The sequence below is a fragment of the Paraherbaspirillum soli genome, assembly GCF_042654985.1.
Taxonomy (GTDB): Bacteria; Pseudomonadota; Gammaproteobacteria; order Burkholderiales; family Burkholderiaceae_D; genus Paraherbaspirillum; species Paraherbaspirillum soli.
The window spans coordinates 436,449-461,325 of record NZ_JBHSMT010000008.1 but is presented as its reverse complement, the minus strand read 5'-3'; the positions used below and the strand labels follow the sequence as shown (position 1 = coordinate 461,325).

The 24,877-nt window shown below is 58.8% G+C and carries 18 protein-coding genes; 14 read left to right on the top strand and 4 right to left on the bottom strand.

Translation table 11 applies throughout. The features are described 5' to 3' along the window. The first annotated feature begins 401 nt into the window (after window positions 1-401). The 7 genes from gcvH (at window position 402) to ACFPM8_RS04820 (ending at window position 10,728) form a co-directional block, all read left to right on the top strand. A complete protein-coding gene (gene gcvH, locus ACFPM8_RS04850; protein ID WP_378995520.1) occupies window positions 402-782 on the top strand; it encodes a glycine cleavage system protein GcvH in 381 nt (126 codons plus the stop codon). Window positions 783-824: 42 nt separating this feature from the next. Further along, a complete protein-coding gene (gene gcvP / locus ACFPM8_RS04845) occupies window positions 825-3,704 on the top strand; it encodes an aminomethyl-transferring glycine dehydrogenase (protein WP_378995518.1) in 2,880 nt (959 codons plus the stop codon). Between the two features lie 155 nt (window positions 3,705-3,859). Next, window positions 3,860-4,990: a glycine cleavage system aminomethyltransferase GcvT gene (gene gcvT, locus ACFPM8_RS04840; protein WP_378995516.1), complete on the top strand. Its 1,131-nt coding sequence runs from the start codon at window positions 3,860-3,862 to the stop codon at window positions 4,988-4,990. 155 nt (window positions 4,991-5,145) lie between these two features. After that, complete coding sequence (locus ACFPM8_RS04835) at window positions 5,146-6,834, top strand: thiamine pyrophosphate-binding protein (RefSeq protein WP_378995514.1); 1,689 nt, start codon at window positions 5,146-5,148, stop codon at window positions 6,832-6,834. Between the two features lie 29 nt (window positions 6,835-6,863). Further along, window positions 6,864-8,045, top strand: a complete 1,182-nt coding sequence (locus ACFPM8_RS04830; protein ID WP_378995512.1) for an acyl-CoA dehydrogenase — start codon at window positions 6,864-6,866, stop codon at window positions 8,043-8,045. Between the two features lie 26 nt (window positions 8,046-8,071). Continuing rightward, complete coding sequence (locus tag ACFPM8_RS04825; RefSeq protein ID WP_378995510.1) at window positions 8,072-9,295, top strand: CaiB/BaiF CoA transferase family protein; 1,224 nt, start codon at window positions 8,072-8,074, stop codon at window positions 9,293-9,295. Between the two features lie 2 nt (window positions 9,296-9,297). Continuing rightward, the gene (locus tag ACFPM8_RS04820; RefSeq protein ID WP_378995508.1) at window positions 9,298-10,728 is read left to right on the top strand and encodes an aldehyde dehydrogenase family protein; all 1,431 of its coding nucleotides are present in this window, start codon (window positions 9,298-9,300) and stop codon (window positions 10,726-10,728) included. Window positions 10,729-10,829: 101 nt separating this feature from the next. Here the strand turns inward: ACFPM8_RS04820 and ACFPM8_RS04815 are convergent, their stop codons facing one another. Beyond that, on the bottom strand, window positions 10,830-11,084 hold the full coding sequence (locus tag ACFPM8_RS04815) for a SymE family type I addiction module toxin (protein WP_378995506.1): 255 nt from the start codon (window positions 11,082-11,084) through the stop codon (window positions 10,830-10,832). Window positions 11,085-11,827: 743 nt separating this feature from the next. On the opposite strand from ACFPM8_RS04815, the gene ACFPM8_RS04810 reads away from it, so the two are divergent. The 3 genes from ACFPM8_RS04810 to ACFPM8_RS04800 all read left to right on the top strand — a co-directional run bounded on the left by ACFPM8_RS04810 (window position 11,828) and on the right by ACFPM8_RS04800 (window position 16,158). After that, window positions 11,828-12,685, top strand: coding sequence for a helix-turn-helix transcriptional regulator (locus tag ACFPM8_RS04810; RefSeq protein ID WP_378995504.1), 858 nt, complete (start codon window positions 11,828-11,830; stop codon window positions 12,683-12,685). Between the two features lie 197 nt (window positions 12,686-12,882). Beyond that, entirely contained in the window at window positions 12,883-13,854 is a 972-nt protein-coding gene (locus ACFPM8_RS04805) for an MBL fold metallo-hydrolase (RefSeq protein WP_378995502.1), read from the top strand. Between the two features lie 252 nt (window positions 13,855-14,106). Then, window positions 14,107-16,158 carry an ATP-binding protein gene (locus ACFPM8_RS04800; protein ID WP_378995501.1) on the top strand — a complete coding sequence of 684 codons (2,052 nt, stop codon included), beginning with the start codon at window positions 14,107-14,109 and terminating at the stop codon, window positions 16,156-16,158. A 212-nt stretch (window positions 16,159-16,370) separates the two neighbouring features. Here the strand turns inward: ACFPM8_RS04800 and gyrB are convergent, their stop codons facing one another. The 3 genes from gyrB to dnaA form a co-directional block, all read right to left on the bottom strand. Further along, on the bottom strand, window positions 16,371-18,854 hold the full coding sequence (gene gyrB, locus ACFPM8_RS04795; RefSeq protein WP_378995499.1) for a DNA topoisomerase (ATP-hydrolyzing) subunit B: 2,484 nt from the start codon (window positions 18,852-18,854) through the stop codon (window positions 16,371-16,373). Between the two features lie 166 nt (window positions 18,855-19,020). Beyond that, window positions 19,021-20,127 carry a DNA polymerase III subunit beta gene (dnaN, locus tag ACFPM8_RS04790; protein ID WP_378995497.1) on the bottom strand — a complete coding sequence of 369 codons (1,107 nt, stop codon included), beginning with the start codon at window positions 20,125-20,127 and terminating at the stop codon, window positions 19,021-19,023. Between the two features lie 257 nt (window positions 20,128-20,384). Then, entirely contained in the window at window positions 20,385-21,818 is a 1,434-nt protein-coding gene (gene dnaA / locus ACFPM8_RS04785) for a chromosomal replication initiator protein DnaA (RefSeq protein WP_378995495.1), read from the bottom strand. A 388-nt stretch (window positions 21,819-22,206) separates the two neighbouring features. On the opposite strand from dnaA, the gene rpmH reads away from it, so the two are divergent. From rpmH to yidC, 4 genes are read left to right on the top strand one after another with little or no spacing between them, the layout of a single operon-like run. Next, window positions 22,207-22,341 (top strand): 50S ribosomal protein L34, encoded by a 135-nt coding sequence (rpmH, locus tag ACFPM8_RS04780; protein ID WP_061535510.1) that lies wholly within the window; start codon window positions 22,207-22,209, stop codon window positions 22,339-22,341. A gap of 42 nt (window positions 22,342-22,383) precedes the next feature. Beyond that, on the top strand, window positions 22,384-22,779 hold the full coding sequence (rnpA, locus tag ACFPM8_RS04775) for a ribonuclease P protein component (RefSeq protein WP_378995493.1): 396 nt from the start codon (window positions 22,384-22,386) through the stop codon (window positions 22,777-22,779). 43 nt (window positions 22,780-22,822) lie between these two features. Beyond that, entirely contained in the window at window positions 22,823-23,122 is a 300-nt protein-coding gene (gene yidD, locus ACFPM8_RS04770) for a membrane protein insertion efficiency factor YidD (protein ID WP_378995491.1), read from the top strand. 19 nt (window positions 23,123-23,141) lie between these two features. Continuing rightward, a complete protein-coding gene (gene yidC, locus ACFPM8_RS04765; protein WP_378995489.1) occupies window positions 23,142-24,809 on the top strand; it encodes a membrane protein insertase YidC in 1,668 nt (555 codons plus the stop codon). Window positions 24,810-24,877: the final 68 nt, after the last annotated feature.

Sequence of the window (24,877 nt, the reverse complement as noted above, 5' to 3'; positions counted from 1 at the left end):
CGTCGTTGCCATAGCTTGCTATGACGCCTCCTCACGCCTTGCCTGACAGCCAAATGGAACATTTCATTTCATCAAACTATTTACGGGACAGGACACTAGCGATGCGTGGTACATCTATATAGACAGGAAGGTCACATGTTGCCAAAAGGGATCGTAGCTTACGGCGAGATTGGCTTTGTGTCTACAGGGCAAGTTGCCTGGCGGCCGAAGTGGCTTGAGGCGTCGATTCTTGCAAAGATCGCGCACCTTTTTTTACTTCAATAAAAATCTTGACGCGGCGAATCAAGAGCTTCCATCAAAATGACAGTTAAGATGATTGGTTCTGTAAACCCGGTGCGTTTCGGTCGTAGAATCCGGATAGACAATTTGAGTGGTCATGATCTTTGATAAAGGGGATGAGCATGAGTCAGGTGAGATACACGGTGGAACACGAATGGCTGCGGACCGAGGATGACGGCGTGGTGACAGTCGGCATCACCGACTTCGCGCAAGGACATCTCGGCGATCTGGTGTTTGTGCAATTGCCTGAAGTCGGCGCCGCATTGGCCAAGGGCGATGAAGCGGCGGTGATCGAATCGGTCAAGGCCGCCAGCGAAATCATGATGCCGGTCGCCGGCGTGGTGACCGAGATCAATGAATCATTGGCCGACGAACCCGGCAAGATCAATGAGGATCCGATGGGCGCCGGTTGGTTCTTCAAGCTGAAAGTGAACGATCCCGCCGAGCTGGACAGGTTGATGGATGAGGCGGCTTATGCCGCGATGATCAAGGGTCAGGATTAAAGTAAACCCGGCACAAGCCTGCGCGGCAATCAAGTTTCACTGATGAGGGATGCAACCATGACACAATCACGGCCTGCTCTTGAAGATCTGATGCAACACGCCGATTTCATCGATCGCCACATCGGCCCCAATCGCTCCCAACAAAAGGCCATGCTGGCGGCGCTCGGCTTCGACTCGATTGATGCCTTGATCCAAAAAGTCGTGCCGCCGGCAATCCTGTCGAGACAAGCGCTGCCGCTCGGCGGCCCCCGCAGCGAAGCGGAAACACTGGCGGCGCTGCGCCAGATCGCCAACCGAAACCAGCTGTTCAAGTCGTATATCGGCATGGGCTATTACAACTGCCATACGCCGACCGTGATCTTGCGCAACCTGCTGGAAAACCCGGCCTGGTACACCGCCTATACCCCGTATCAGGCGGAGATCGCGCAAGGGCGGCTGGAGGCCTTGTTGAATTTCCAGACCATGGTGACCGATCTGACCGGCATGGAAATCGCCAACGCCTCGCTGCTCGATGAAGCGACGGCGGCAGCCGAGGCGATGACCTTTTGCCAGCGGCTGTCGAAAAGCAAGAGCAAGGTATTTTTTGTCTCGCAAGACTGTTTCCCGCAAACCATCGACGTGCTGCGCACCCGCGCCGAGCCGATCGGGGTCGAGGTGGTGGTCGGCGACCATCGCCGGGATCTTGAGCGCCTCGACTGCTTCGGCGTGCTGCTGCAATACCCGGCGCTGAGCGGCGAGATCCACGACTACGCCGACACCGTGCGCCAAGCGCACGACAAGCAGGCGCTGGTGGTGGTCGCCGCCGACTTGCTGGCGCTGACGCTGTTGACGCCGCCCGGCGAATTCGGCGCCGATGTGGTCGTCGGCAGCGCCCAGCGCTTCGGCGTGCCTATCGGTTACGGCGGTCCGCACGCAGCCTTTTTCGCTACCCGCGATGCCGACAAGCGGGTGATGCCGGGACGGCTGGTCGGGGTGTCGGTCGACAGCCGCGGCGAACCGGCCTACCGGTTGGCGATGCAGACCCGCGAACAGCATATCCGGCGCGAAAAAGCCACCAGCAATGTCTGCACCGCGCAGGTGCTGCTGGCCAATATCGCCAGCATGTATGCGGTCTATCACGGCCCGCACGGGCTGAAGGCGATTGCGCAACGAGTGCACCGGCTGACCGCGATCCTGGCCGAGGGTATACGTTGGCTGCATCATGCGGTGCCGACCTCCGCCTTCTTCGACACCATCACCGTGCATACCGGCGGCCATACCCAGGACATCCACGCGGCGGCGCGAAACCAGTCGGTCAACCTGCGCTCGATCGACGACGGCAACATCGGCATTGCGCTCGACGAAACCACCACGCGCGAAGATGTCGAAGCGCTGTGGCGCATCTTCGCCGTCGGCAAAACCATTCCTTCGTTCGCGGTGCTGGAAGCGGCGGTTGCCGAACGGTTGCCGGGAGCACTGATGCGCAGCAGCACTTTCCTGACGCATCGCGTGTTCAACAGCCATCATTCGGAAACCCAGATGCTGCGCTATTTGCGCGCATTGGCGGACAAGGATCTGGCGCTCGACCGCAGCATGATTCCGCTCGGCTCCTGCACCATGAAGCTGAACGCCACCACCGAGATGATTCCGGTCACTTGGCCGGAATTCGGCGGCCTCCATCCGTTCGCGCCGCTGCATCAGGCAGAGGGCTATCAGCAGCTGATTGCCGAGCTTGAGCAAATGCTGTGCGTCTGCACCGGCTACGACGCCGTGTCGCTGCAGCCCAATGCCGGCTCGCAAGGCGAGTACGCCGGCCTGCTGGCGATCCGCGCCTATCACCAGAGCCGCGGCCAAGGCCAGCGCGATATCTGCCTGATCCCGAGTTCCGCCCACGGCACCAACCCGGCCACCGCCCACATGGCCGGGATGCAGGTGGTGGTGGTGCAATGCGACGCCCAAGGCAATGTCGATGTCGCCGACCTGCGCGCCAAGGCGGATCAGCATGCGGCCGACCTGGCGGCGCTGATGATCACATATCCCTCGACCCACGGCGTGTTCGAAGAAGCGATCGGCGAGATCTGCGAGATCGTGCATGCGCACGGCGGTCAGGTGTACATCGACGGCGCCAACATGAACGCGATGGTAGGCCTGTGCGAGCCGGGAAAATTCGGCGGCGACGTGTCGCACCTGAACCTGCACAAGACCTTTTGCATCCCGCACGGCGGCGGCGGTCCCGGCGTCGGCCCGATCGGCGTTAAAAGCCATCTGATACCGTTCCTGCCCGGACACCGCATGCTGGAAAACGGCATCGCCCCGGTCGCCGCCGCGCCGTGGGGCAGCGCCAGCATCCTGCCGATTACCTGGGCCTATATCACGCTGATGGGCGCGCAGGGATTGCGGCTGGCGAGCGAGGTGGCGATCCTCAACGCCAACTACATCGTGCACCGGCTCAAGCCGCATTACCCGATCCTGTATACCGGCAGCAACGGCCTGGTCGCGCACGAGGGCATCATCGACTTGCGGCCGCTGAAGGACAAGACCGGCATCACGGTTGAAGACGTCGCCAAGCGCCTGATCGATTACGGTTTTCATGCGCCGACCATGTCGTTCCCGGTGGCCGGCACCCTGATGATCGAGCCGACCGAGAGCGAATCGAAAGATGAGCTGGACCGCTTCTGCGACGCCATGATCGCGATCCGCGAAGAAATCAGGGCGGTCGAGAATGGCGAGATCGCGGCGGAGCAAACCGCGCTGCGGCACGCGCCGCACACCGCGCAGGATTTGACCGACGACTGGCAGCGCGCCTATTCGCGGGAGCAGGCGGTGTTTCCGCTGCATGCGCTGCGCCAGGATAAATACTGGCCGCCGGTGGGCCGGGTCGACAATGTCTATGGCGACCGCAATCTGGTTTGCTCTTGCCCGCCGATGTCGGACTACGAATGATGAAGGGGACCTCTAAAAACCGTAGCGAGCGGCCCAAGGTCGGGGCGAGAAGCGAAGTCGTACGACTGTACGGCGAGCATCGCAGCCCGAGATTGGCGGGCTTGCCAAACCCTGCAGTAGGTTTTTAGAGGTCGCCATGAAAAGGACATCTCGCCATGACTGATACCACTGCCGCCGCAGCACCGGCACGCACCGCGCTGTACCAATTGCACCTGGAACTCGGCGCCAAGATGGTGCCGTTCGCCGGCTACGATATGCCGCTGCAATATCCGACCGGCATCCTGAAGGAGCATAACCACACCCGCGCCCAGGCCGGCCTGTTCGATGTCTCGCACATGGGCCAGTTGCGCCTGAGCGGCGCGGATGCCGCCGCTGCGCTGGAATCGCTGGTGCCGGTCGACGTCGTCGACCTGGCAATCAACAGCCAGCGCTACGCGCTGTTCACCAATCCGCAAGGCGGCATCCTCGACGACCTGATGATCGCCAATGCCGGCGATCACCTGTTCCTGGTCGTCAACGCCGCCTGCAAGCAGCAAGACAGCGCGCACCTGCGGCAGCACTTGTCCGCTCGCTGCAAGATCGAAGAATTGACCGAGCGCTCGCTGCTGGCCTTGCAGGGTCCGGCCGCCGCTGCCGTGCTGGCGCGCATCGCCCCGGCCACGGCGCAGATGGTGTTCATGCAGACCGCCAAAGTGACGCTGGCGGGGGTCGAATGCTTCATCAGCCGCTCCGGCTATACCGGCGAAGACGGGTTTGAAATTTCGGTGCCGAATGCCCAGGCCGAAGAGCTGGCGCGGCTGCTGCTGGCGCAGCCGGAGGTGGCGCCTATCGGTCTCGGCGCACGCGATTCGCTGCGGCTGGAAGCCGGTCTGTGCCTGTACGGCCACGACATGGACAGCGCCACCACGCCGGTCGAGGCCAGTCTCGGCTGGGCCTTGTCCAAGGCACGCCGCGCCGGCGGCATCCGTGCCGGCGGCTACCCGGGCGCCGAGCTGATCCAGCGCCAGCTGGCCGAAGGCGTCAGCCGCAAACGGGTTGGCCTGTTGCCGCAGGACCGCATGCCGGTGCGCGAAGGCGCCGAGCTGGTGGATGCCGACGGCAAGACGGTCGGCAAAGTCACCAGCGGCGGTTTCGGTCCGACACTCGGCAAACCGGTGGCGATGGGCTATGTCGACAGCGCGCATGCGCAAGTCGGCAATGTGCTGCAAGCAATCGTGCGCGGCAAGGCAGTGCCGATTGAAGTCGCCAAGACGCCGTTTACGCCGAATCGCTATTTCCGCGGCTGAGTAATACAAGCTTCACTACCGGCTATTGCCGTCCGCATTCAATTGGGCGTGTCCATTCAGCCCGGCTGATATTTGCGCCGGTACGACTTCGCGCGGCGCTGAAATAACTAGAATCACCCGGTTCTCTCGTTTCTCCATTTTGAAAGGAGGTAAAGATGCATTCTGATGCCGTCATCACCGGTAGCGGTGGACAAATCCTGGTAGCAAGCCTGCTCACGCACGGTGTAAATCACGTGTTCTGCGTGCCCGGCGAAAGTTATCTGGACGTGCTGGACGCCTTGTACGATGTGCGCGATCAAATCGCCTTGCGCGTCTGCCGCCACGAAAGCGGCGCCGCCAATATGGCCGAAGCGTACGGCAAACTGACCGGCAAGCCAGGCATCGTCATGGTGACGCGCGGCCCCGGCGCCAGCAATGCGGCGATTGGCATCCATACCGCGTACCAGGATTCGACCCCGCTGATCATGCTGATCGGGCAAGTGGCGCGCGACTGCATGGATCGCGAGGCATTCCAGGAAATCGATTACCGCCGCATGTTCGGCCAGATGGCGAAGTGGGTCGCGCAAATCGACGATGCCGGACGGATTCCCGAATATCTCAGCCGCGCCTTTCATACCGCCGTCAGCGGACGCCCCGGCCCGGTAGTCCTGGCGCTGCCGGAAGACATGCTGACCGAGATCGCCAGCGCGCCGTCGGCGCCGACTTACCAGCGCGTGGCTGCGGCTCCGGCGCCGGCGGCGATGCAACAATTGTCGGAGCTGCTGGCTGGTGCAGAGCGTCCGATCGCGATCCTCGGCGGCAGCGGCTGGACTGCACAGGCTTGCGCCGACATCCGCCGGTTTGCGGAGAACTGGCAGCTGCCGGTCGCCTGCGCCTTCCGCTTCCAGGACTTGTTCGACAACAGCCATCCCTTATATGCCGGCGATGTCGGCATCGGCATCAACCCCAAGCTTGCGCAACGCATCAAGGACGCCGACGTGGTGCTGGCAATCGGGCCGCGGCTGGGCGAAATGACGACCAGCGGCTATACCCTGTTCGACATCCCGCTGCCGCGCCAGCGCCTGGTGCATGTGCATGCCGGCGCGGAGGAATTGGGCAGCGTGTATGCGGCGCAATTGCCGATCAATTCCGGCATGCCGGAATTTGCCGCGGCGGCAGTCAAACTGTCGCCCGGCACGCCCCCCGCCTGGAGTCGCGAGGCAGGGCTGGCGCACGAAAATTATTTGGCATGGAATACCCCGCCGCAAGTTTCCGGACCGGTGCAAATGGGGGACATCATGCAATACCTGCGCGACAAGCTCCCCGTCGACGCAATCGTTTGCAACGGCGCCGGCAATTACGCGACCTGGGTGCATCGCTTTTACCGGTTCCGTCATTTCAAGTCGCAACTGGCGCCGACCAGCGGCGCGATGGGGTACGGCGTCCCCGCTGCGATCGCCGCCAAATCCCTGTACCCCGAGCGCACCGTGATTGCCTTTGCCGGCGACGGCTGTTTCATGATGAGCAGCCAGGAGCTGGCGACCGCCATGCAGTATCGATTGCCGGTCATCTTCATCGTGGTCAACAACGGTATCTACGGCACCATCCGCATGCACCAGGAGCGCGAATATCCGGGACGCGTGGTTGGCACTAGCTTGACCAATCCCGACTTTGCCGCCTACGCTCGCGCCTTTGGCGCTTTCGGCGCGGTGGTGGAAAAAACCGCCGACTTTGCGCCGGCCTTCGAACAGGCGCAGGATAGCGGACTGCCCGCCGTGATTGAAATCCGCCTGTCGCCGGAAGTGATTACGCCAACGCTGACTCTGGCGGCTATCCGCGAGCAAGCGCTGACGGCCAAAAACTAACCTTCCTCTTATTTTGGAGATACCGAACGATGAACAAAAAGCCGCAATTTGTATGGGACGATCCTCTATTGCTGAGCGACCAGTTGACCGAGGACGAACGCATGGTGCGCTCGGCCGCCGCCGCGTACTGCCAGGATAAATTGCAGCCGCGGGTGCTGGAAGCTTTCCGCCATGAACGCACCGACCCGGCGATCTTCCGCGAGATGGGCGAACTCGGGCTGCTGGGCGCGACGATACCTGAACAATACGGCGGCGCCGGGCTCAACTACGTCAGCTACGGCTTGATCGCGCGCGAAGTCGAGCGCGTCGATTCCGGCTATCGCTCGATGATGAGCGTGCAATCGTCGCTGGTGATGGTGCCGATTTATGAATTCGGCAGCGAAGCGCAACGCCAGAAATACCTGCCGCAACTGGCATCCGGCGCATGGATAGGTTGCTTCGGCCTGACCGAACCGGATCACGGCTCGGACCCCGGCGCGATGGTCACCCGCGCCAAAAAAGTGCCGGGCGGCTTCAGCCTTTCCGGCAGCAAGATCTGGATCACCAACAGCCCGATCGCCGACGTGTTCGTGGTCTGGGCCAAAGACGACGAAGGCCAGATTCGCGGCTTCATATTGGACAAAGGCATGCCCGGCCTGTCGGCGCCGGCGATCCACGGCAAGGTCGGCTTGCGCGCGTCGATCACCGGCGAAATCGTCATGGACAACGTGTTCTGCCCCGATGAAAACGCGTTCCCCGAAGTGCGCGGTTTGAAAGGTCCGTTCACCTGCCTCAACTCGGCCCGCTACGGCATCGCCTGGGGCGCCTTGGGCGCCGCCGAGTCCTGCTGGCATATCGCCCGCCAATACGTACTGGATCGCCACCAGTTCGGCCGGCCGCTAGCCGCCAATCAGTTGATCCAGAAAAAGCTGGCCGACATGCAGACCGAAATCACGCTCGGCCTGCAAGGCTGCCTGCGGCTCGGCCGGATGAAGGACGAAGGCACGGCGGCGGTCGAAATCACGTCGATGATGAAGCGCAATTCCTGCGGCAAATCGCTGGACATCGCCAGACTGGCGCGCGACATGTTGGGCGGCAACGGCATCTCCGACGAGTACGGCGTGATCCGCCACATGGTCAATCTGGAAGTGGTCAATACCTACGAAGGCACGCACGATGTTCACGCGCTGATTCTGGGGCGAGCGCAGACCGGCATCCAGGCCTTCTGCTGATCAACCCAATCTTCCAGGAGTCGACCATGGCAGGAGCACTGTCCCACATCCGCGTGCTGGATCTGTCGCGCATCCTCGCCGGCCCCTGGGCCGGGCAGATACTCGGCGATCTCGGCGCCGAGGTGATCAAGGTCGAGCGCCCCGGCGTCGGCGACGACACCCGCGCCTGGGGGCCGCCGTACCTGAAGGATGCGCACGGCGAGAACACGTCGGAGGCGGCCTACTACCTGTGCGCCAACCGCAACAAAAAATCGGTCACGATCGACTTTACGCAACCCGAAGGACAGGCCCTGGTGCGCGAACTGGCGATGCAGTGCGACATCGTGATCGAAAATTTCAAGGTCGGCGGACTGCAACAATATGGGCTGGATTATGCGTCGCTGAAAGCGCTGAATCCCCGGCTGATCTATTGCTCGATCACCGGCTTCGGCCAGGACGGTCCATACGCGGCACGCGCCGGTTACGACTTTCTGATCCAGGGGCTGGGCGGCTTGATGAGTCTGACCGGCCGCAAGGATGGCGAGCAGGGCGCAGGGCCGATGAAAGTCGGCGTGGCGCTGACCGATGTGCTGACCGGACTCTATGCGACCACCTCGATCCTGGCGGCGCTGGCGCATCGCGACCAGACCGGCGTCGGCCAGGCCGTCGACCTGGCCTTGCTGGACGTGCAGGTGGCCTGCCTGGCGAACCAGAACATGAACTTCCTGACCACCGGCGCCGCCCCCAAGCGGCTCGGCAATGCCCATCCGAACATCGTGCCCTATCAGGATTTCCCGACCGCCGACGGCGACATGATTCTGGCCATCGGCAACGACGGCCAGTTCAGCCGCTTCTGCGACATCGCAGGCCATCCGGAATGGGCGCTCGATGCGCGCTTCACCACCAATGCCGGACGCGTACAGCATCGCGACATACTGCTGCCGTTGATCCGGCAAGCGACCGTGATGCGCAGCACGCAACATTGGATTTCCGCGCTGGAACCGGCGAGCGTGCCGTGCGGGCCGATCAACGACCTGGCGCAGGTATTCGACGATCCTCAGGTACAGGCGCGCGGCATGAAAATCGAGCTGCCGCATCCGACCGCCGGCAACGTCGCGCTGGTGGCCAGCCCGATCCGCCTGTCGGCAACGCCGGTCGAGTATCGCAACGGCCCGCCCTTGCTCGGTCAGCACACGCGTGAAGTGCTCGGCGGCGTGCTCGGATTGGATGTCGAACGGATTGAACAACTTGCTCAACAAGGAGTGATTTGAACATGAAGCAGAACTACATCAATGGACAGTGGCAAGACGGCGGCAGCAGCAAGCCGGACATCAATCCATCCAACACCGCCGATATCGTCGGTCACTACGCGCAAGCCGATGCGGCCCAGACGGCGCTGGCGATTGCCGCCGCCCGCGCCGCCTTCCCGGCGTGGGCCACCGGCAGCGTGCAGGCGCGTGCCGATGCGCTGGACCGGATCGGCAGCGAGTTAATGGCGCGCAAGGACGAACTCGGCAGCCTGCTGTCGCGCGAGGAAGGCAAGACCCTGCCCGAAGGCATAGGCGAGGTAGCGCGCGCCGCATACATCTTCAAATTCTTCGCGGCCGAAGTCGTGCGCCTGCGCGGCGAGCGCCTGGCCTCGGTACGTCCCGGCATCGAGGTCGAGATCAGCCGCGAGCCGGTCGGCGTGGTCGGCATCATCACGCCGTGGAATTTTCCGATCGCGGTGCCGGCGTGGAAGATCGCGCCAGCGCTGGCCTACGGCAATTGCGTGGTGTTCAAGCCGGCCGATCTGGTGCCCGCTTCGGCCTGGGCGCTGGCCGAGATCATCAGCCGCGCCGGGATTCCCGCCGGGGTGTTCAACCTGGTGATGGGACGCGGCAGCGAGGTAGGCCAGACTATCCTGGATTCGCCGCAGGTTGACGCCATCAGCTTCACCGGATCGGTCGCAACGGGACGTCGCGTCATGGCGTCGGCCGGACCGAGATTTGCCAAATTGCAGCTGGAGATGGGCGGCAAGAACCCGTTGGTGGTGTTGAACGACGCCGACCTCGCCGTCGCCGTCGAGTGCGCCGTCCAGGGCAGTTATTACGCCACCGGTCAACGCTGCACGGCGTCGTCGCGCCTGATTGTCGAGAAAGATATCTACCCCCGTTTCATCAAGCTGCTGGCCGACCGGCTCGCCGTGCTCAAAGTCGACGACGCGCTCAAACCCGGCACCGAAATCGGTCCGGTGGTGGACCAATCCCAATTGGATCAAGACCGCAGCTATCTGGAGATCGGCAGAAATGAAGGTGCGCGGCTGATGTGCGGCGGCGAAAGAGTCAAGCGCGAACACGACGGGTTTTACCTGACGCCGGCATTGTTTGCCGATGCCGACAACGACATGCGGATTGCCCGCGAAGAGATTTTCGGGCCGATCGCCTGTGCGATCCCGGCCGACAATTACGAACATGCTTTGACGCTTGCCAACGATACCGAATTCGGTCTGTCGTCGGGCATCTGCACCACGTCGCTCAAGCATGCGAGCCATTTCAAACGCCACATCCAGACCGGCATGACGATGGTGAATCTGCCGACTGCGGGCGTCGATTATCACGTCCCGTTCGGCGGGCGTAAATCCTCCAGTTATGGATCGCGGGAGCAGGGGAGTTATGCGGTCGAGTTTTTTACTGTGGTGAAGACGGCTTACGTCTTACCGTGAGTTCGGATAGTAGGGCGGAAAAGCGCAGCGCCTTCCGCCGTGTTGGATGCGTCAAACACATGCGGCACATCCAACGGCGGATAACGCTACGCTCATCCGCCCTACTCTCTGGTGATGAATAAGCAGCCGCGCCGCACCTGCACCCGGATCGGGGTCTGGGGCGTGAAGCCTGCTTCCAACAACCACTTGCCGCGCAGCCGAATCCAAGGGGTTCTGAGCTTACCCTCCGGGCAGACGCCGACGGTCAAATGCCGGTCTGGCAGATTGTTGCTGGTGGATGTGGTGATGGGGGTGGAACAGTCTTGCGTGGATGAAGCGGATTTGCCTGTTTGGTCCGGCTTGTTTGCGTAGCTCATGCGGTCTCCTTTTGCGGTAGATTTTCCGCCCTTCGTCGGCTGACGAAGGGGGCGGGCACAAAGCAGGGGTCAGAGACCGGGATGTAAGGACCATTATCCGGCAGGGCCGTAGCCCTCCCTACCAAGGCCCGCCATAGAAGGCGCACATTGATAGGGGCAGGCGAAAAAAAACCGCTCGGGAGCGGCTGCCTGCCCGGTCCATCTACATCACTGGCTCTGACACCAGATCGCTCTTTCTCACGACGTAAGGACGATAGCGCAGATTTTATTGAAGTTCAAACACTATTTCTGCGCTGTTCATTTCTTGAACTGCCACGCATCAGGATCGTAGGTTGCAACGCGTAACCCGCACAGGCACCAAGAAGTAGGTCGGAAAAGCGCAGCGCCTTCCGACATCTGGTGCCCCGCCGAAAAATGCCCAGGGCTTGACCGGCTGGTGCGATTCTCGCCGTCGGAAGACGCTGCGCTTTTCCGGCCTACGCGCTGCAAAACGTTTGACCGAAATAACAGTATCTACAAACAACTCCGACAGATCATTCAAATCCCCCGGTGTCAGAATAAATACCGATCAAATTGATCGCTTCGGTACTGCTTATTGATCGGATCTGCACTTTTGGAAAAGGTGAGGTGAAATATAATTTCGGCATAAATTCCTACCTTCCCAGACGCACCATCGAGCATTTATCCATGAAGCCGACCAATCAAAGTTTTGCCAAAAAATCCCTCGCGCGAAATAGCCGCCGATGATCAGCGACGACCTTACTCCTCATGGCAAAGCGGACGGCCCGGCCATGCTACCGCCAGGCACACCCATCGTGCGAGGCGGTGTCGGGATGCTCGCGCAGCCTCTCCTGCGCAGACCGCACGCCGCGCGAAGTTTTCGATTTTTCGACGCTGCGATATTGCTGGTCAATTCTGGAAAACTGACGCTCGACGCCGACCAGGTTCACATGGAGTTGGATGAGCCGCTTACGCTGCTTGCAGTGGCACAGGACGTGCGCGCCGATATCCAAAAAAATCCAGGCAGCGGCGATGGGACATTTCGCTCCATGTTCCTGACCTTCGCGCCGGACGTGATCCTGGAGTTCTATAAGCGACACGAGAACGAAATGTCGATCTCTTCACCAATCGCCAGTCTTCGCAAGCTTGGCGTTGATGCAGACCTTGCCGATACCCTGGCTTATTGCGTGCGCGGCATGGCCGCCGAGCAGGTCAGCGACCGCGAACAGAGACATCGCCTGATTGGGCTCCTGCTCGCTTTGGCTGACCGCGGCTGCTGCTTCCCCCGCCCGTCAACCCAGCAAATCGGAGACAGGTTGAAAGGCCTGCTCGGCCCGTCCCCGCAGCGTCGCTGGACAACGGCGACGGCGGCACGTGAACTGGCGATGAGTGAGGCGACGCTGCGGCGGCGGCTGGCAACAGAGAACTTGCGCTTTGATTCCTTACTGCTGGATATCCGCATGCATCACGCCATGACGCTGTTGCAGACCACGGCCTGGAGCATCCCACAGATTGCCGAAGCATCCGGATATCGCGCGAGCTCTCGTTTTGCTTTGCGCTTCCGGGAACGTTTTGGTTGTTCCCCATCGCGAGCACGCTGAATGTAGGGCACCTCGACAAACCTACTGCGCGACTCAATCTCGGGGCTACGATGCTCACCGTACCTCCGTACGGCTGCGCTTCTCGCCCCGACCTTGGGTCGCTCGCTACGGTTTTTCGAGATGCCCTGTAGTACCAATGCTGGAAAAAACTTGGGCCATCGTAGCACCCATGTAACTCAACAAAAATAAGGAAAATTATGAAGTTCGATACGCTGTTCAAATCCCCCCAAGCTGCCACCGTCGTTGTTGCAGTGGCGACTGCCTTCGCGCTGTCTCCGGCGCATGCTGCTGCGCCTATGGCCAAGTTTCAGGCGCCTGGCTTCTACCGCACCATGCTGGGTGATTTTGAGGTGACCGTGCTGAGCGATGGCACCAACGAACTGCCGGTCGACAAACTGCTTAAGCAGCCGGCCGCGAAGACCAACAAAGCACTGCTCAAGTCGTTTGAAAAAAGTCCGCTGGAGACCTCATTCAACGGCTTCTTGATCAACACCGGCAGCAAATTGGTTTTGATCGACACAGGCGCTGCGGGCTTGTTCGGCCCGACTCTCGGCAAGCTAGCCAGCAACCTGAAAGCGGCCGGCTACCAGCCGGAACAGATCGATGAGGTCTACATCACGCACATGCATGTGGATCACGTGGGCGGACTGATCGCCGGCAAAGAACTGGCGTTTCCCAACGCTGTTGTACGTGCCGGCAAGGCCGATGCGGACTACTGGCTCAGCCAAGCGAATATGGACAAAGCGCCGGCTGACATGAAAGGCTTCTTCCAAGGCGCGATGAGTTCGGTAGAACCATATGTAATCGCCAATAAGTTCCAGCCGATCACGCAGGACGGCGAGCTGACTCCCGGCATCAAATCCTATGCCACCGCAGGACATACGCCAGGACACATTACTTACATGATCGAGAGCAAAGGCGAGAAGCTGGTACTGCTGGGTGACCTGGTGCACGTGGCTGCAGTACAGTTCGACGATCCATCGGTCGGCATCGCGTTCGACAGCGATGGCAAGGCCGCCGAATCCGAGCGAAAAGAAGCGTTTGCCGCGGCCGCGAAGGGTGGCTATCTGATCGGCGCTGCGCATCTGCCGTTCCCGGCTTTGGGCCACGTGAAGTCCAACGGCAAGGGTTATGCTTTTGTGCCTGTTGATTACTCCGTGCCGCGGTAAGCCCAAAGAACAAGAGGCCCGTAGGCCTCTTGTTCGTTTTCACAGGGTGTGAATATTTTTTCCTCTACCAATGTATTCTATCGGCCAAAATGGCCGCTGTAGCTTCCACATCCGTGCTCAGTTTGAATGTCCGGCTAACAGGGTGACATTCCCCGGCTAGAGAACTCCCGCCCATGTCTACGCGGGGGTCTTGTTAGAATCAAGCGTCATACGCGAATATTGACCTCCTATCACTCGGAAAGGGATAAAAACATGAGCATGAACACCTATCTAAGTGGTAGGTTGCGCAACACGTCTCTGCCGCGTAGTCACGGACTGTTGCCGTTGTTCGAGGCTGTCGTCAATTCGATCCAGGGGATAGCAGCGCTCGGCGAGAGAGCCTCCTTCGGCGAAATCACCGTCGAGATTGTGCGGTTACCACAGGCCTCGTTGGACCTGGACAATGGCAAGGCGAAGCGTGGCGTGACACCGATGGAACAAATAACCGGCTTCCGCGTGATCGACAACGGAATTGGTTTCGATGCGAAGAATTTAGAGTCATTCGAAACGCTCGATTCAGACTACAAGGCCAGCGACGGTTGCCGTGGTGTTGGACGCCTTTTGTGGCTAAAGGCGTTCGAAAAGGTCGAGATCACCAGTGATTTCTGTGATGCTAACGGCATCCTCAGGCGCCGCACCTTCACATTCACCGCAACGCAAGGTGTCGATAACCTGGCACTTACAAATTTGAAGCCAGGGCAGGCACGTAAAACGTCTGTGCATCTTGACGGCTTCAAGCAGATTTACCGCGAGCGCTCTGCAAAGAACGGGCGGACGATCGCCAATGCTCTTTTTGAGCACTGCCTTTGGTATTTCGTCCGAGACGGCGGTGCTCCGAAGATAAAGATAAGGGACGAACTCGACTCGATTGACCTCGACGAAGTGTATGAGGAGTGCATGTTCTCGTCTTCGAAGCGTCAAACCATCACCATTAAGGGTCAGGGCTTTGATCTTACTCATCTCAAGCTTAAAGCCACGTCACCGAGGCAGCCTTTTATAGCTTGGTGCGCTGCCGGCCGTGTTGTGGAAGAGGAGAGCATTGCCGGAAAGATCCCTGGGTTGCACGGGCGAGTGAAAGACAGTGCCGGTGACTTTATTTACGCTTGCTATGTGACGGCTTCCTTTCTTGATCACCATGTTCGCCCCGAGCGAATTGGATTCGACATTGAGGAGATCAGCGACGATTTGTTCTCTAACACGGAGATCAGTCTCGCAGACATTCGCAACGCGGTCCTCGATTCGTCGAAGGAGTTTCTCAGCGAATACCTACAAGAGAGTCGGAAAGCGGGGAGAGAGCGCGTCGAAAAATTTGTTTCGCTCCGCGCTCCACGTTATCGGCCAATCCTCGGTCGCATTGCCGAGGATAAGCTTACCGTCGACCCGGACATTTCAGACAAAGATTTGGACTTGCTGCTGCATAAGCAGCTCTCTGAGATAGAAGGGACATTGCTGGCGGAGGGCCATGCAATGATGAGTTTCAGCAATGAGGAGTCGGTCACCGATTATTTTGCCAGGCTGACCGCGTACCTTGAGAAAGCGGATGACATTAAAAAGTCAGATCTTGCAAATTATGTCTTTCACAGGAAAGTCATTCTCGACATTCTCGAGAAGGCCATAGAACGAGGGGCGAACGGGAAGTATTCGAAGGAAGAACTGATTCACGAACTCATCATGCCGATGAGGAAGACGTCAAACGAGATCAGGCTGGACAGTTGCAATCTTTGGCTCATCGACGAGCGGTTAGCGTTCCATGATTTCCTTGCATCCGATAAGCCGTTGTTGTCCATGCCTATCACAGGCTCGACGGAGACGAAGGAGCCCGATCTCTGCCTGTTGAACGTATTCGATGAACCCATACTTGTGTCCGATGGTAATCGGTTGCCGTTGGCCTCGATTGTGATTGTCGAGATCAAGCGCCCTATGCGCAACGATGCTGCGCCGGGCGAGGAAAAGGATCCAGTCGAGCAAGCGTTGGGCTATCTCGATCGCATTCGCACTGGCGGTGCCATGACTGCAAACGGTCGTCCTATTCCTAGATCAGACGAGATACCTGGGTTTTGTTATGCAATTTGCGATCTTACGCCGTCCGTTGAACGACGCTGTAAGATGCTGGGGTTACGAGTAACAAGCGACCGACAGGGCTACTTCGGTTACAACGAGAACTTCAAGGCTTACATCGAGGTTATCTCGTTCGACCGCCTCCTCAACTCTGCGCGAGAGCGCAACCGGGCGTTCTTCGACAAGCTGGGATTGCCGACGAATTGACGGTTGCGACTAAATGAGTTGATCTACCGTCGTCTTCTAGTCTATCGAAGGTGATTGTCATCGTCTTAGGCAATCAACATACTTAAGACCAGATGAGAAAAAAGGGTTCCAATAGGAACCCTTTTTCGCGACTATTGAGAAATTTCGTAGGTTTTGTAGAACGTTGCATTTCTGTCGCAATTTTTCACTATCTGCGACTCACAACACAAAAATCAAACATCAATATTCCCAGCCTGCAGCGCATTCAACTCAATAAATGCCCGCCGCGGTTCAACGTCGTCGCCCATCAAAGTCATGAAGATCTGATCCGCAGCAATCGCGTCTTCGATCTGCACCTTCAACAAGCGGCGCACGGTTGGGTCCATCGTGGTTTCCCATAGCTGTTCGGGGTTCATTTCTCCCAGTCCTTTATAGCGCTGCTTGCTGACGCCGCGTTCGGCTTCGTCGCGCAGCCAGGACATCGCTTGGTGGAAGTCGATGATGGCGGATTCCTTGACCTTTTCGCCTGTGCCGCGGCGTATCAGCGCGCCGGGGCCGATCAGGCCTTTGAAGGTGGCGGCGGCGTTGGTCAGGACCTGGTAGTCGGGGCTGGCGACGAAGTCGGCGTCGATCGCGCTGACTTTGATGTTGCCGTGGTAGCGGCGCTGGATGCGCAGCGAGTGCTTGTCGGATAGCTCGTCGGATTTGACGATGACTTCTACCGACTGCTCGTTGATTGATGCGGCCAGTGCTTTGGCCGATGCTTCGGCGTCGGCCAGGGTGTCGAGCTTGAGCGTGACGCCGGTCATGATCGAGGTCAGCGCGGCGCCGTCGATGGCGCGGGTCAGGCGGGTGATGATGGCGTTGGCGGTGTTGTACTGACGGACCAATTCGGCCAGGGCCGGGCCGCTGATCGGCAGCGCGCCTTCGGTCGGCACCAGCGCGGCGTCGTTCAACGCGACTTGCATCATGTAGGAGACTTCTTCGGCGTCGTCTTTCAGGTAGCGCTCGTCCTTGCCGTGCTTGACTTTGTACAGCGGCGGTTGGGCGATGTAGATGTGGCCGCGCTCGACCAGTTGCGGCATTTGACGATAGAACAGGGTCAGCAGCAGGGTGCGGATGTGGGCGCCGTCGACGTCCGCATCGGTCATGATGATGATGCGGTGATAGCGCAGTTTGTCGGCGTTGAATTCATCGGCGCCGATGCTGGTGCCTAGCGTCGCGATCAGGGTGGTGATCTGTTCCGACGACAGCATTTTTTCGAAACGGGCTTTTTCGACGTTGAGCACTTTACCGCGCAACGGCAGGATCGCCTGGAATTTGCGGTCGCGGCCCTGCTTGGCGGAGCCGCCCGCGGAGTCACCCTCGACGATGTACAGCTCGCACAGCGCCGGGTCTTTTTCCTGGCAGTCGGCCAGTTTGGAGGACAGGCCGAGGCCGTCCATCACGCCTTTGCGACGAGTCAGTTCGCGCGCCTTGCGGGCGGCGTCGCGGGCGCGGGCGGCTTCGACGATTTTGCCGCAGATGATTTTGGCGTCGTTCGGCCGTTCTTGCAGATAATCGTTGAGCGTTTTGGCGACGATTTCTTCGACCGGCAAACGGACTTCGCTGGAGACCAGCTTGTCCTTGGTTTGCGAGCTGAATTTCGGCTCGGGCACCTTGACCGACAAGACGCAGGTCAGGCCTTCGCGCATGTCGTCGCCGCTGGTTTCTACCTTGGCTTTCTTGGCGAAATCGTGTTCTTCGATGTACTTGTTGAGGACCCGCGTCATCGCTGCGCGCAGGCCGGTCAGGTGGGTGCCGCCGTCACGTTGCGGGATGTTGTTGGTGAAGCACAGCACTTGCTCGTTGTAGGCGTCGTTCCATTGCATCGAGACGTCGACCGAGACGCCGTCCTTTTCGCCGGTGGCCTGGAAAATCGTCGGGTGCAGCACGCTCTTGGCTTTGTTGATGTATTCGACGAAGCCGCGGGTGCCGCCTTCGAACGCGAAGCTTTCTTCCTTGCCGGTGCGCTGGTCGGACAGCTTGATGTGCACGCCGTTGTTGAGGAAGGACAGTTCGCGGATGCGCTTGGCCAGGATTTCGTAGTGGAATTCGACGTGGGTGAAGATTTCTTCGTCGGCCCAGAAGTGGACTTCGGTGCCGCGCTTGTCGGTGTCGCCGATGACCTTGATCGGCGATACCAGCACGCCGTCCATCATTTCGGTTTCGCGGTTTTGCGGAACGCCGCGCACGAATTCCATGAAGTGGACTTTGCCGTCGCGGCGGATGGTCAGCTTGAGCAATTTGGACAGGCCGTTGACGCAAGACACGCCGACGCCGTGCAAGCCGCCCGATACCTTGTACGAGTTCTGGTCGAACTTGCCGCCGGCATGCAGCTCGGTCATGACGATTTCGGCGGCGCTGCGTTTTGGCTCGTGCTTGTCGTCGAACTTGATGCCGGTCGGTACGCCGCGGCCGTTGTCGGTGATCGAGATCGAATTGTCGGAATGGATCGTGACATGGATTTCGGTGCAATGACCGGCCAGCGATTCGTCGATCGAGTTGTCCAGCACTTCGAATACCAGGTGATGCAAGCCGGTGCCGTCAGAGGTGTCGCCGATGTACATCCCGGGGCGCTTGCGGACCGCCTCCAAACCTTCGAGAATCTGGATCGAGGACGCTCCGTAAGCATTCGGTTGCGGCTGATTGGTGTTGTCTTGAGGGGCTGATGACATGGCTACCTTCTGAAAAACTTACTTCGGGAATACGAAAACTATTCGGGAACACTGGATACGCGTTAACACCGCAGGAGGTGGATCGACCGTATGACTTGATCAGTTGGGGAGAGAGTAATTCGCCACGCTGCGGTGGCTCTTAAACTCTGTCCCGCAATTAGCTAGATTAGATTCGCATCGGCATCACAACGTATTTGAAGTCGGCATTGTCCGGCACGGTAATCAGCGCCGACGAATTGGCATCGCCGAGAGCGATGTTGACGTTGTCGCCCTTCAGGTTGTTGAGGACGTCGAGCAAATAGGTGACGTTGAAACCGATATCGACGCTGTCGCCGCCGTAGTCGATTTCGAGTTCTTCGATCGCTTCTTCCTGGTCGGCGTTAGTCGAGCTGATCTTCAGGCTGCCTGGTGCGACTACCCAACGCACGCCCTTGAACTTGTCGCTGGTCATGATCGCGGCGCGTTGCAGAGAGCGCAGCAATTGGTCGCGGCTGATGGTGAAATCGTTTTTGTAACCCTTCGGCACCACGCGGGTGTAGTCGGGGAACTTGCCTTCGACCAGCTTGGAGATCAGTTCGATATCGGCGAACGACAGCTTGACCTGGTTGTTGGCGATGTCGAGTTGCACCGGCTCGTCGCTTTCTTCCAGCAGACGTTGCAGTTCGATGATCGTCTTGCGCGGAATGATGACTTCCTGGCGTTCGAATTCCTGCTCGGCAGCGACTTGGCAAAATGCCAGGCGGTGACCGTCTGTTGCGACCGCGATCACGTTTTTACCGTCGAGCACCAGCAGCAAGCCGTTCAGGTAATAGCGGATGTCCTGCTGCGCCATCGAGAAATGGACCATGTTGAACAAATGCTTCAGCGTCTTTTGCGGCAGGGTGACGGTGGCGTTGTAATGGTCGGCCTGGGCCACGGTCGGGAATTCTTCCGCAGCCAGTGTTTGCAGCGCAAAACGCGATTTACCGGATTGCACGGTCATGCGTTTGTTGCTGAGGGTCAGCGAGACTTCGCCGGTGTCGGGCAATGCACGCAAAATATCCAGCAGCTTGCGCGCTGCGACCGTGGTGGCGGCAACTTCATCGCCGCTGCCGACCTTGGCATTGGTGGTGATTTGCACTTCGATGTCGGTCGACAGGAAAGAAACCTTTTCGCCGTCTTTGCGAATGAGGATATTGGCCAGAATCGGCAATGTGTGCCGACGCTCGACAATACCGCTCACAATCTGCAGTGGCCGGAGAAGGGTATCTCGGTGGGTTTTGACCAATTGCATAGCTATATCCTTGTTATTTAAAAATCAAATATTGCTGCATTTCGACTACTTTGAACCAGTCTGTAAATGTAACTGAATTCGGCTACTTACGACTCACAAAGGCAGTAAATCTGCCGCTGTTTTAGGTGTTCTTGCTATTTGCCGGTTTGCTCCCGGTTAAGCAAACTGGCAAAAAAACCACACCCTGATTGTTTTTTTCCCGTTGCCTGAATTGCCGGTTATCCACAGGCTCGCAGGCAGTGTGTACTCACCGGGATTTAACCTTTCAGGGTTTGTTCCAGCACATGCAACTCGTGATTGCATTCCGGGTTCTTGGCGCGATCGGCGGCGATCTTGCGGACTGCGTGCAACACCGTCGTATGGTCGCGGCCGCCGAACAACTCGCCGATTTCCGGCAAACTCTTTTGCGTCAATTCCTTGGCCAGGTACATCGCGATCTGGCGCGGCCGGGCGATATTGGCCGGCCGCTTCTTCGAATACATATCGGCCACTTTGATATTGAAGAAATCGGCCACGGTCTTCTGGATGTTTTCGACCGAAATCTGGCGGTTCTGGACCGACAACAGATCTTTCAGTGCATCCTTGACAACATCAATCGTGATGTCTTTGCCATGAAAACGCGAGTAGGCGAGGATCTTGCGCAATGCGCCTTCGAGCTCGCGGACGTTGGAGCGCAGGTGTTTGGCGACGAAGAATGCGACGTCGTCTGAGAACGTGACGCCTTCCGAGGCCGCTTTTTTCAGCAAAATCGCCACCCGCATTTCCAGTTCCGGCGGTTCGATCGCTACCGTCAGGCCGGAATCGAAACGCGAAATCAGGCGGTCATCCATGCCGGTGATTTCTTTCGGATAGGTATCGCTGGTGATGATGATTTGTTTCTTTGCCGCAATCAGCGCTTCGAATGCGTAAAAGAATTCTTCCTGGGTGCGGCTCTTGCCGCCAAAGAACTGGATATCGTCGATCAGCAACAAATCCAGCGAATGATAGTAGCGCTTGAAATCGTCAAAACCCTTGCGCTGGTAAGCAGTCACTACGTCGCGAACGTACTGTTCTGCGTGGATGTAGCGAATCTTGGAGTTCGGATTGTCGGCCAGCAGCTGATTGCCGATGGCGTGGATCAAGTGGGTTTTACCGAGACCGACACCGCCGTACAGGAACAGCGGGTTATAAGAAACGCCGGGATTATTGGCGACCTGGATCGCCGCTGCGCGCGCCAATTGGTTGGCCTTGCCGGTGACGAAACTGTCGAAACTCAACGCGGTATTGATGCGCGACTGATCGCGCCGGGCATTTGCCGGCGGCGCTTCGGTCTGCGCTTCCGGCATGCGGTCGAGATTGCTGTTGCCATAGTTGCCATTGCCGGCGCCGTTACTGGTTGGCGGATTGTCGCCGGCGCGCTCTTCGTTGCGCGCAACCGGCATGCTGGAGCTGGACGCGACAGGTCCGCCCTTGCGCGGGTCGAGCACGAACAACACCTCGATCGCCTCTTCCCAATACTGGTGCGCGAGCGACGTGATGCGGCCGGCAAACTGCGTTTTGACCCAATCGAGCTTGAAGCGATTTGGCGCGGCAATGCGCAGCCGGCCATCTTCGAAATCGAGTGGCACAAGCGGTTTTATCCACGCGCTAAATTGTTGAGGCGTCAACTCCTGCTCCAGCTGGGCGGAGCAACTCTGCCAGAAATTTTCCATGAATCGTTCTAAGTGAAGGGGTGCGGGATGAGGTTCGTTACGCCCTTGATTGATCTCTTTGATGCCAGGTTTTGCTGGCCGGGCGTGCCACACATAAGTCGCTATTCTACCCTTGCTGACGAAAGTTATCCACAGGCGCGGGCATTTAGTGCGCCAGAAAAGACGAAAACCTTTCAATCAAAAAGCCGCTAAGTAATTGACAAACAAGCGGAAAATGCGTTCTAATCCAAGGTTCGCTGCTCGTTGAATTGCCAATTTGCGCATTGACTGCACCATACAGCTGCCCCGATTTCGTGGCAGCCAGGTCCAGACCAGACGACGAATTGGAAAAATGCAGCGCATTGAGTGTGATGATCCGATTTATATTTGCTGATTAAGCGAGACCAAAATGAAACGTACTTACCAACCTTCCGTCGTGCGTCGTAAGCGCACTCACGGCTTCCGCGCCCGTATGGCAACCCGCGGTGGCCGCGCTGTGCTCAATGCACGTCGCGCCAAAGGTCGCAAACGTCTGGCAGCTTAATTCAAGCTGCGGGACTGAGCGATCAAGCCGAGTGCTGCTTGCGTGACTGACGACCGTTCACAGAACAGCGTCGAGGATTTTTCACGCAAACGGCGCATCGTTAAAACGGATGAATTTTCATCCGTTTTTCGTTTGCGCCCCGTCTTCAGGACAGCCCATTTCGTGTTGTACACCCGTCGCAATGCGTTGCCTCATGCCCGTCTGGGCGTGGTTGCAGCAAAACGGCTGGCGCCACGGGCTGTTACGCGTAATACCGTCAAACGGGTTACGCGCGAGTTGTTTCGTCTGACACCATTGCCGCCAATCGACTGCGTTGTGCGTTTATCGAAATCGGTAAACACCAAGGCAGGCCCGGCTACCACAGCGCGCTTGAAGCGGGAGCTGCGCAACGAGATAACGCAACTGTTCTCGTCGCAACGCCGTGCAGGTGGCTCATAATTCCACCTGCATTTGGAGTCATGGGAAAGGGAAGGAAGCTGTCATGAAAATGTCTCTACTGTTCCTGTTGCGGCTTTATAAACTGGGAATCAGCCCGTTTCTGGGCCAGAATTGCCGTTTTTATCCCAGCTGTTCCGATTACGCGGCCGAAGCAATCCGCACGCATGGCGCCTTGAAGGGCAGCTTGCTGGCTGGCGTTCGGCTGTGCAAATGCCACCCATGGCATGCCGGCGGGCTTGATCCGGTTCCGCCTCATCCTATTTCTTTAACTCCTTCAGCAAACCCCTCTGCAACCAAATCCGCAACATCGGCTTCCCGATCATGCGGTTGCAGCCATTCCTGAATCATTGATAAGTACTCTTATGGATATCAAACGTACCGTCCTGTGGGTTGTCTTTTCGGTGTCGCTATTGTTCCTGTGGGATCAATGGCAACGTCATAACGGCCAGCCGTCGCTGTTCTTCCCGGGCGCAACCCAGACCGCACCGATCGCGACCGGCCCTGCCGCCAGCGCCAGCGCCACCGGCGCCAGCACCGATGTACCGCAAGCCACGCCGGCTGCAGCTGGCAGCGCCGACGCGCATGCCGTGCCGGCCGCCGCTACCGCGATCAAAGGTGAAATCGTCACCGTCACAACAGACGTCCTGAAGGCCGACATCGACACCATCGGCGGCGAACTGAAGCGCCTGGAACTGCTGAAACACAAGGACACGGTCGATCCGACCAAGAACCTGGTGTTGTTCGACTCCAGCGCCAACCGTACTTATCTGGCCGAAACCGGCCTGATCGGCGGCCCGTTCCCGAATCACAAATCGCCGTTCGTCGCCTTGCCAGGCGCCCGTGCGCTCGATAGCGGCAACCAGGTGCAACTGGTGCTGGAATCGGAGCAGGGCGGCGTCAAGCTGACCAAAACCTTTACCTTCAAGCGCGGCGATTACACCATCGACGTCAAGCACACCGTCACCAACGCCAGCGCCGCACCGATTGCGCCATCGCTGTACCTGCAACTGGTACGTGACGGCAACAAGCCGGAAGGCGAGCAACGTTTCGTCAATACCTTCACCGGTGCCTCGGTGTATACCGAAGCCAACAAGTTCCAGAAATTCGCTTTCGACAAGATCGAAAACGGCAAGGCGGAACATGCGCTGAAGGCCGACGACGGCTGGTTCGCAGTGATCCAGCATTACTTCGTCTCGGCGTTCATCCCGCAAGACAAAGCGCCGCGTGAAATTTTCACCAAGAAAATCGCCACCAACCTGTATGCAGTCGGCAACATCCTGCCGCTCGGCACGATTGCACCGGGCGCCAGCGCCACCATGGATGCGCGCCTGTATTCCGGTCCGGAAGAGTCCTCTATCCTGGAAGCCACCGCGCCCGGCCTGGAACTGGTCAAGGACTATGGCTGGCTGACCATCATCGCCAAGCCGATTTTCTGGCTGATGACGCAAATACACAAAGTCCTCGGCAACTGGGGCTGGACCATCATCGCGTTGACGGTGCTGATCAAACTGGCTTTCTTCCCGTTGTCGGCGGCCAGCTATCGCAGCATGGCCAAGATGAAAAAAGTCACGCCGAAGATGACCGAGATTCGCGAGCGCTTCAAAGCCGATCCGCAAAAAATGAATCAGGCCATGATGACGCTGTACAAAACCGAAAAAATCAACCCGCTCGGCGGCTGCCTGCCGATCGTGGTGCAGATCCCGGTCTTCATCTCGCTGTACTGGGTCTTGCTGGCCAGCGTCGAAATCCGCAACGCCCCGTGGCTCGGCTGGATCCACGATCTGGCAGCACCGGATCCGTTCTACATCCTGCCGGTCGTGATGGCGGTGTCGATGTTCATCCAGACCAAGCTCAACCCGACCCCGCCGGACCCGATGCAGGCCAAGGTGATGATGTTCATGCCACTGATTTTCTCGGTCATGTTCTTCTTCTTCCCGTCCGGACTGGTGCTGTACTGGGTCACCAACAACGTGTTGTCGATCGCCCAGCAATATGTGATCACCCGCAAGATGGATGGCGGCAAAAAATAAGTAGCAACTTGTCGTAAAAAAAGCCCGTGAATCAAAATTCACGGGCTTTTTTGTTTTCGTCGCTCAAC

What these genes read in the sequence shown, in the direction of transcription:
- gcvH (WP_378995520.1), top strand. Translation starts at nt 402, where the DNA reads ATGAGTCAGGTGAGATACACGGTGGAACACGAATGGCTGCGGACCGAG.
- ACFPM8_RS04835 (WP_378995514.1), top strand. Translation starts at nt 5,146, where the DNA reads ATGCATTCTGATGCCGTCATCACCGGTAGCGGTGGACAAATCCTGGTA.
- dnaA (WP_378995495.1), bottom strand. Translation starts at nt 21,818, where the DNA reads ATGGAAAATTTCTGGCAGAGTTGCTCCGCCCAGCTGGAGCAGGAGTTG.
- ACFPM8_RS04825 (WP_378995510.1), top strand. Translation starts at nt 8,072, where the DNA reads ATGGCAGGAGCACTGTCCCACATCCGCGTGCTGGATCTGTCGCGCATC.
- ACFPM8_RS04810 (WP_378995504.1), top strand. Translation starts at nt 11,828, where the DNA reads ATGATCAGCGACGACCTTACTCCTCATGGCAAAGCGGACGGCCCGGCC.
- ACFPM8_RS04815 (WP_378995506.1), bottom strand. Translation starts at nt 11,084, where the DNA reads ATGAGCTACGCAAACAAGCCGGACCAAACAGGCAAATCCGCTTCATCC.
- yidD (WP_378995491.1), top strand. Translation starts at nt 22,823, where the DNA reads ATGAAAATGTCTCTACTGTTCCTGTTGCGGCTTTATAAACTGGGAATC.
- ACFPM8_RS04800 (WP_378995501.1), top strand. Translation starts at nt 14,107, where the DNA reads ATGAGCATGAACACCTATCTAAGTGGTAGGTTGCGCAACACGTCTCTG.
- rpmH (WP_061535510.1), top strand. Translation starts at nt 22,207, where the DNA reads ATGAAACGTACTTACCAACCTTCCGTCGTGCGTCGTAAGCGCACTCAC.
- gyrB (WP_378995499.1), bottom strand. Translation starts at nt 18,854, where the DNA reads ATGTCATCAGCCCCTCAAGACAACACCAATCAGCCGCAACCGAATGCT.
- dnaN (WP_378995497.1), bottom strand. Translation starts at nt 20,127, where the DNA reads ATGCAATTGGTCAAAACCCACCGAGATACCCTTCTCCGGCCACTGCAG.
- ACFPM8_RS04830 (WP_378995512.1), top strand. Translation starts at nt 6,864, where the DNA reads ATGAACAAAAAGCCGCAATTTGTATGGGACGATCCTCTATTGCTGAGC.
- gcvP (WP_378995518.1), top strand. Translation starts at nt 825, where the DNA reads ATGAGGGATGCAACCATGACACAATCACGGCCTGCTCTTGAAGATCTG.
- gcvT (WP_378995516.1), top strand. Translation starts at nt 3,860, where the DNA reads ATGACTGATACCACTGCCGCCGCAGCACCGGCACGCACCGCGCTGTAC.
- ACFPM8_RS04805 (WP_378995502.1), top strand. Translation starts at nt 12,883, where the DNA reads ATGAAGTTCGATACGCTGTTCAAATCCCCCCAAGCTGCCACCGTCGTT.
- yidC (WP_378995489.1), top strand. Translation starts at nt 23,142, where the DNA reads ATGGATATCAAACGTACCGTCCTGTGGGTTGTCTTTTCGGTGTCGCTA.
- ACFPM8_RS04820 (WP_378995508.1), top strand. Translation starts at nt 9,298, where the DNA reads ATGAAGCAGAACTACATCAATGGACAGTGGCAAGACGGCGGCAGCAGC.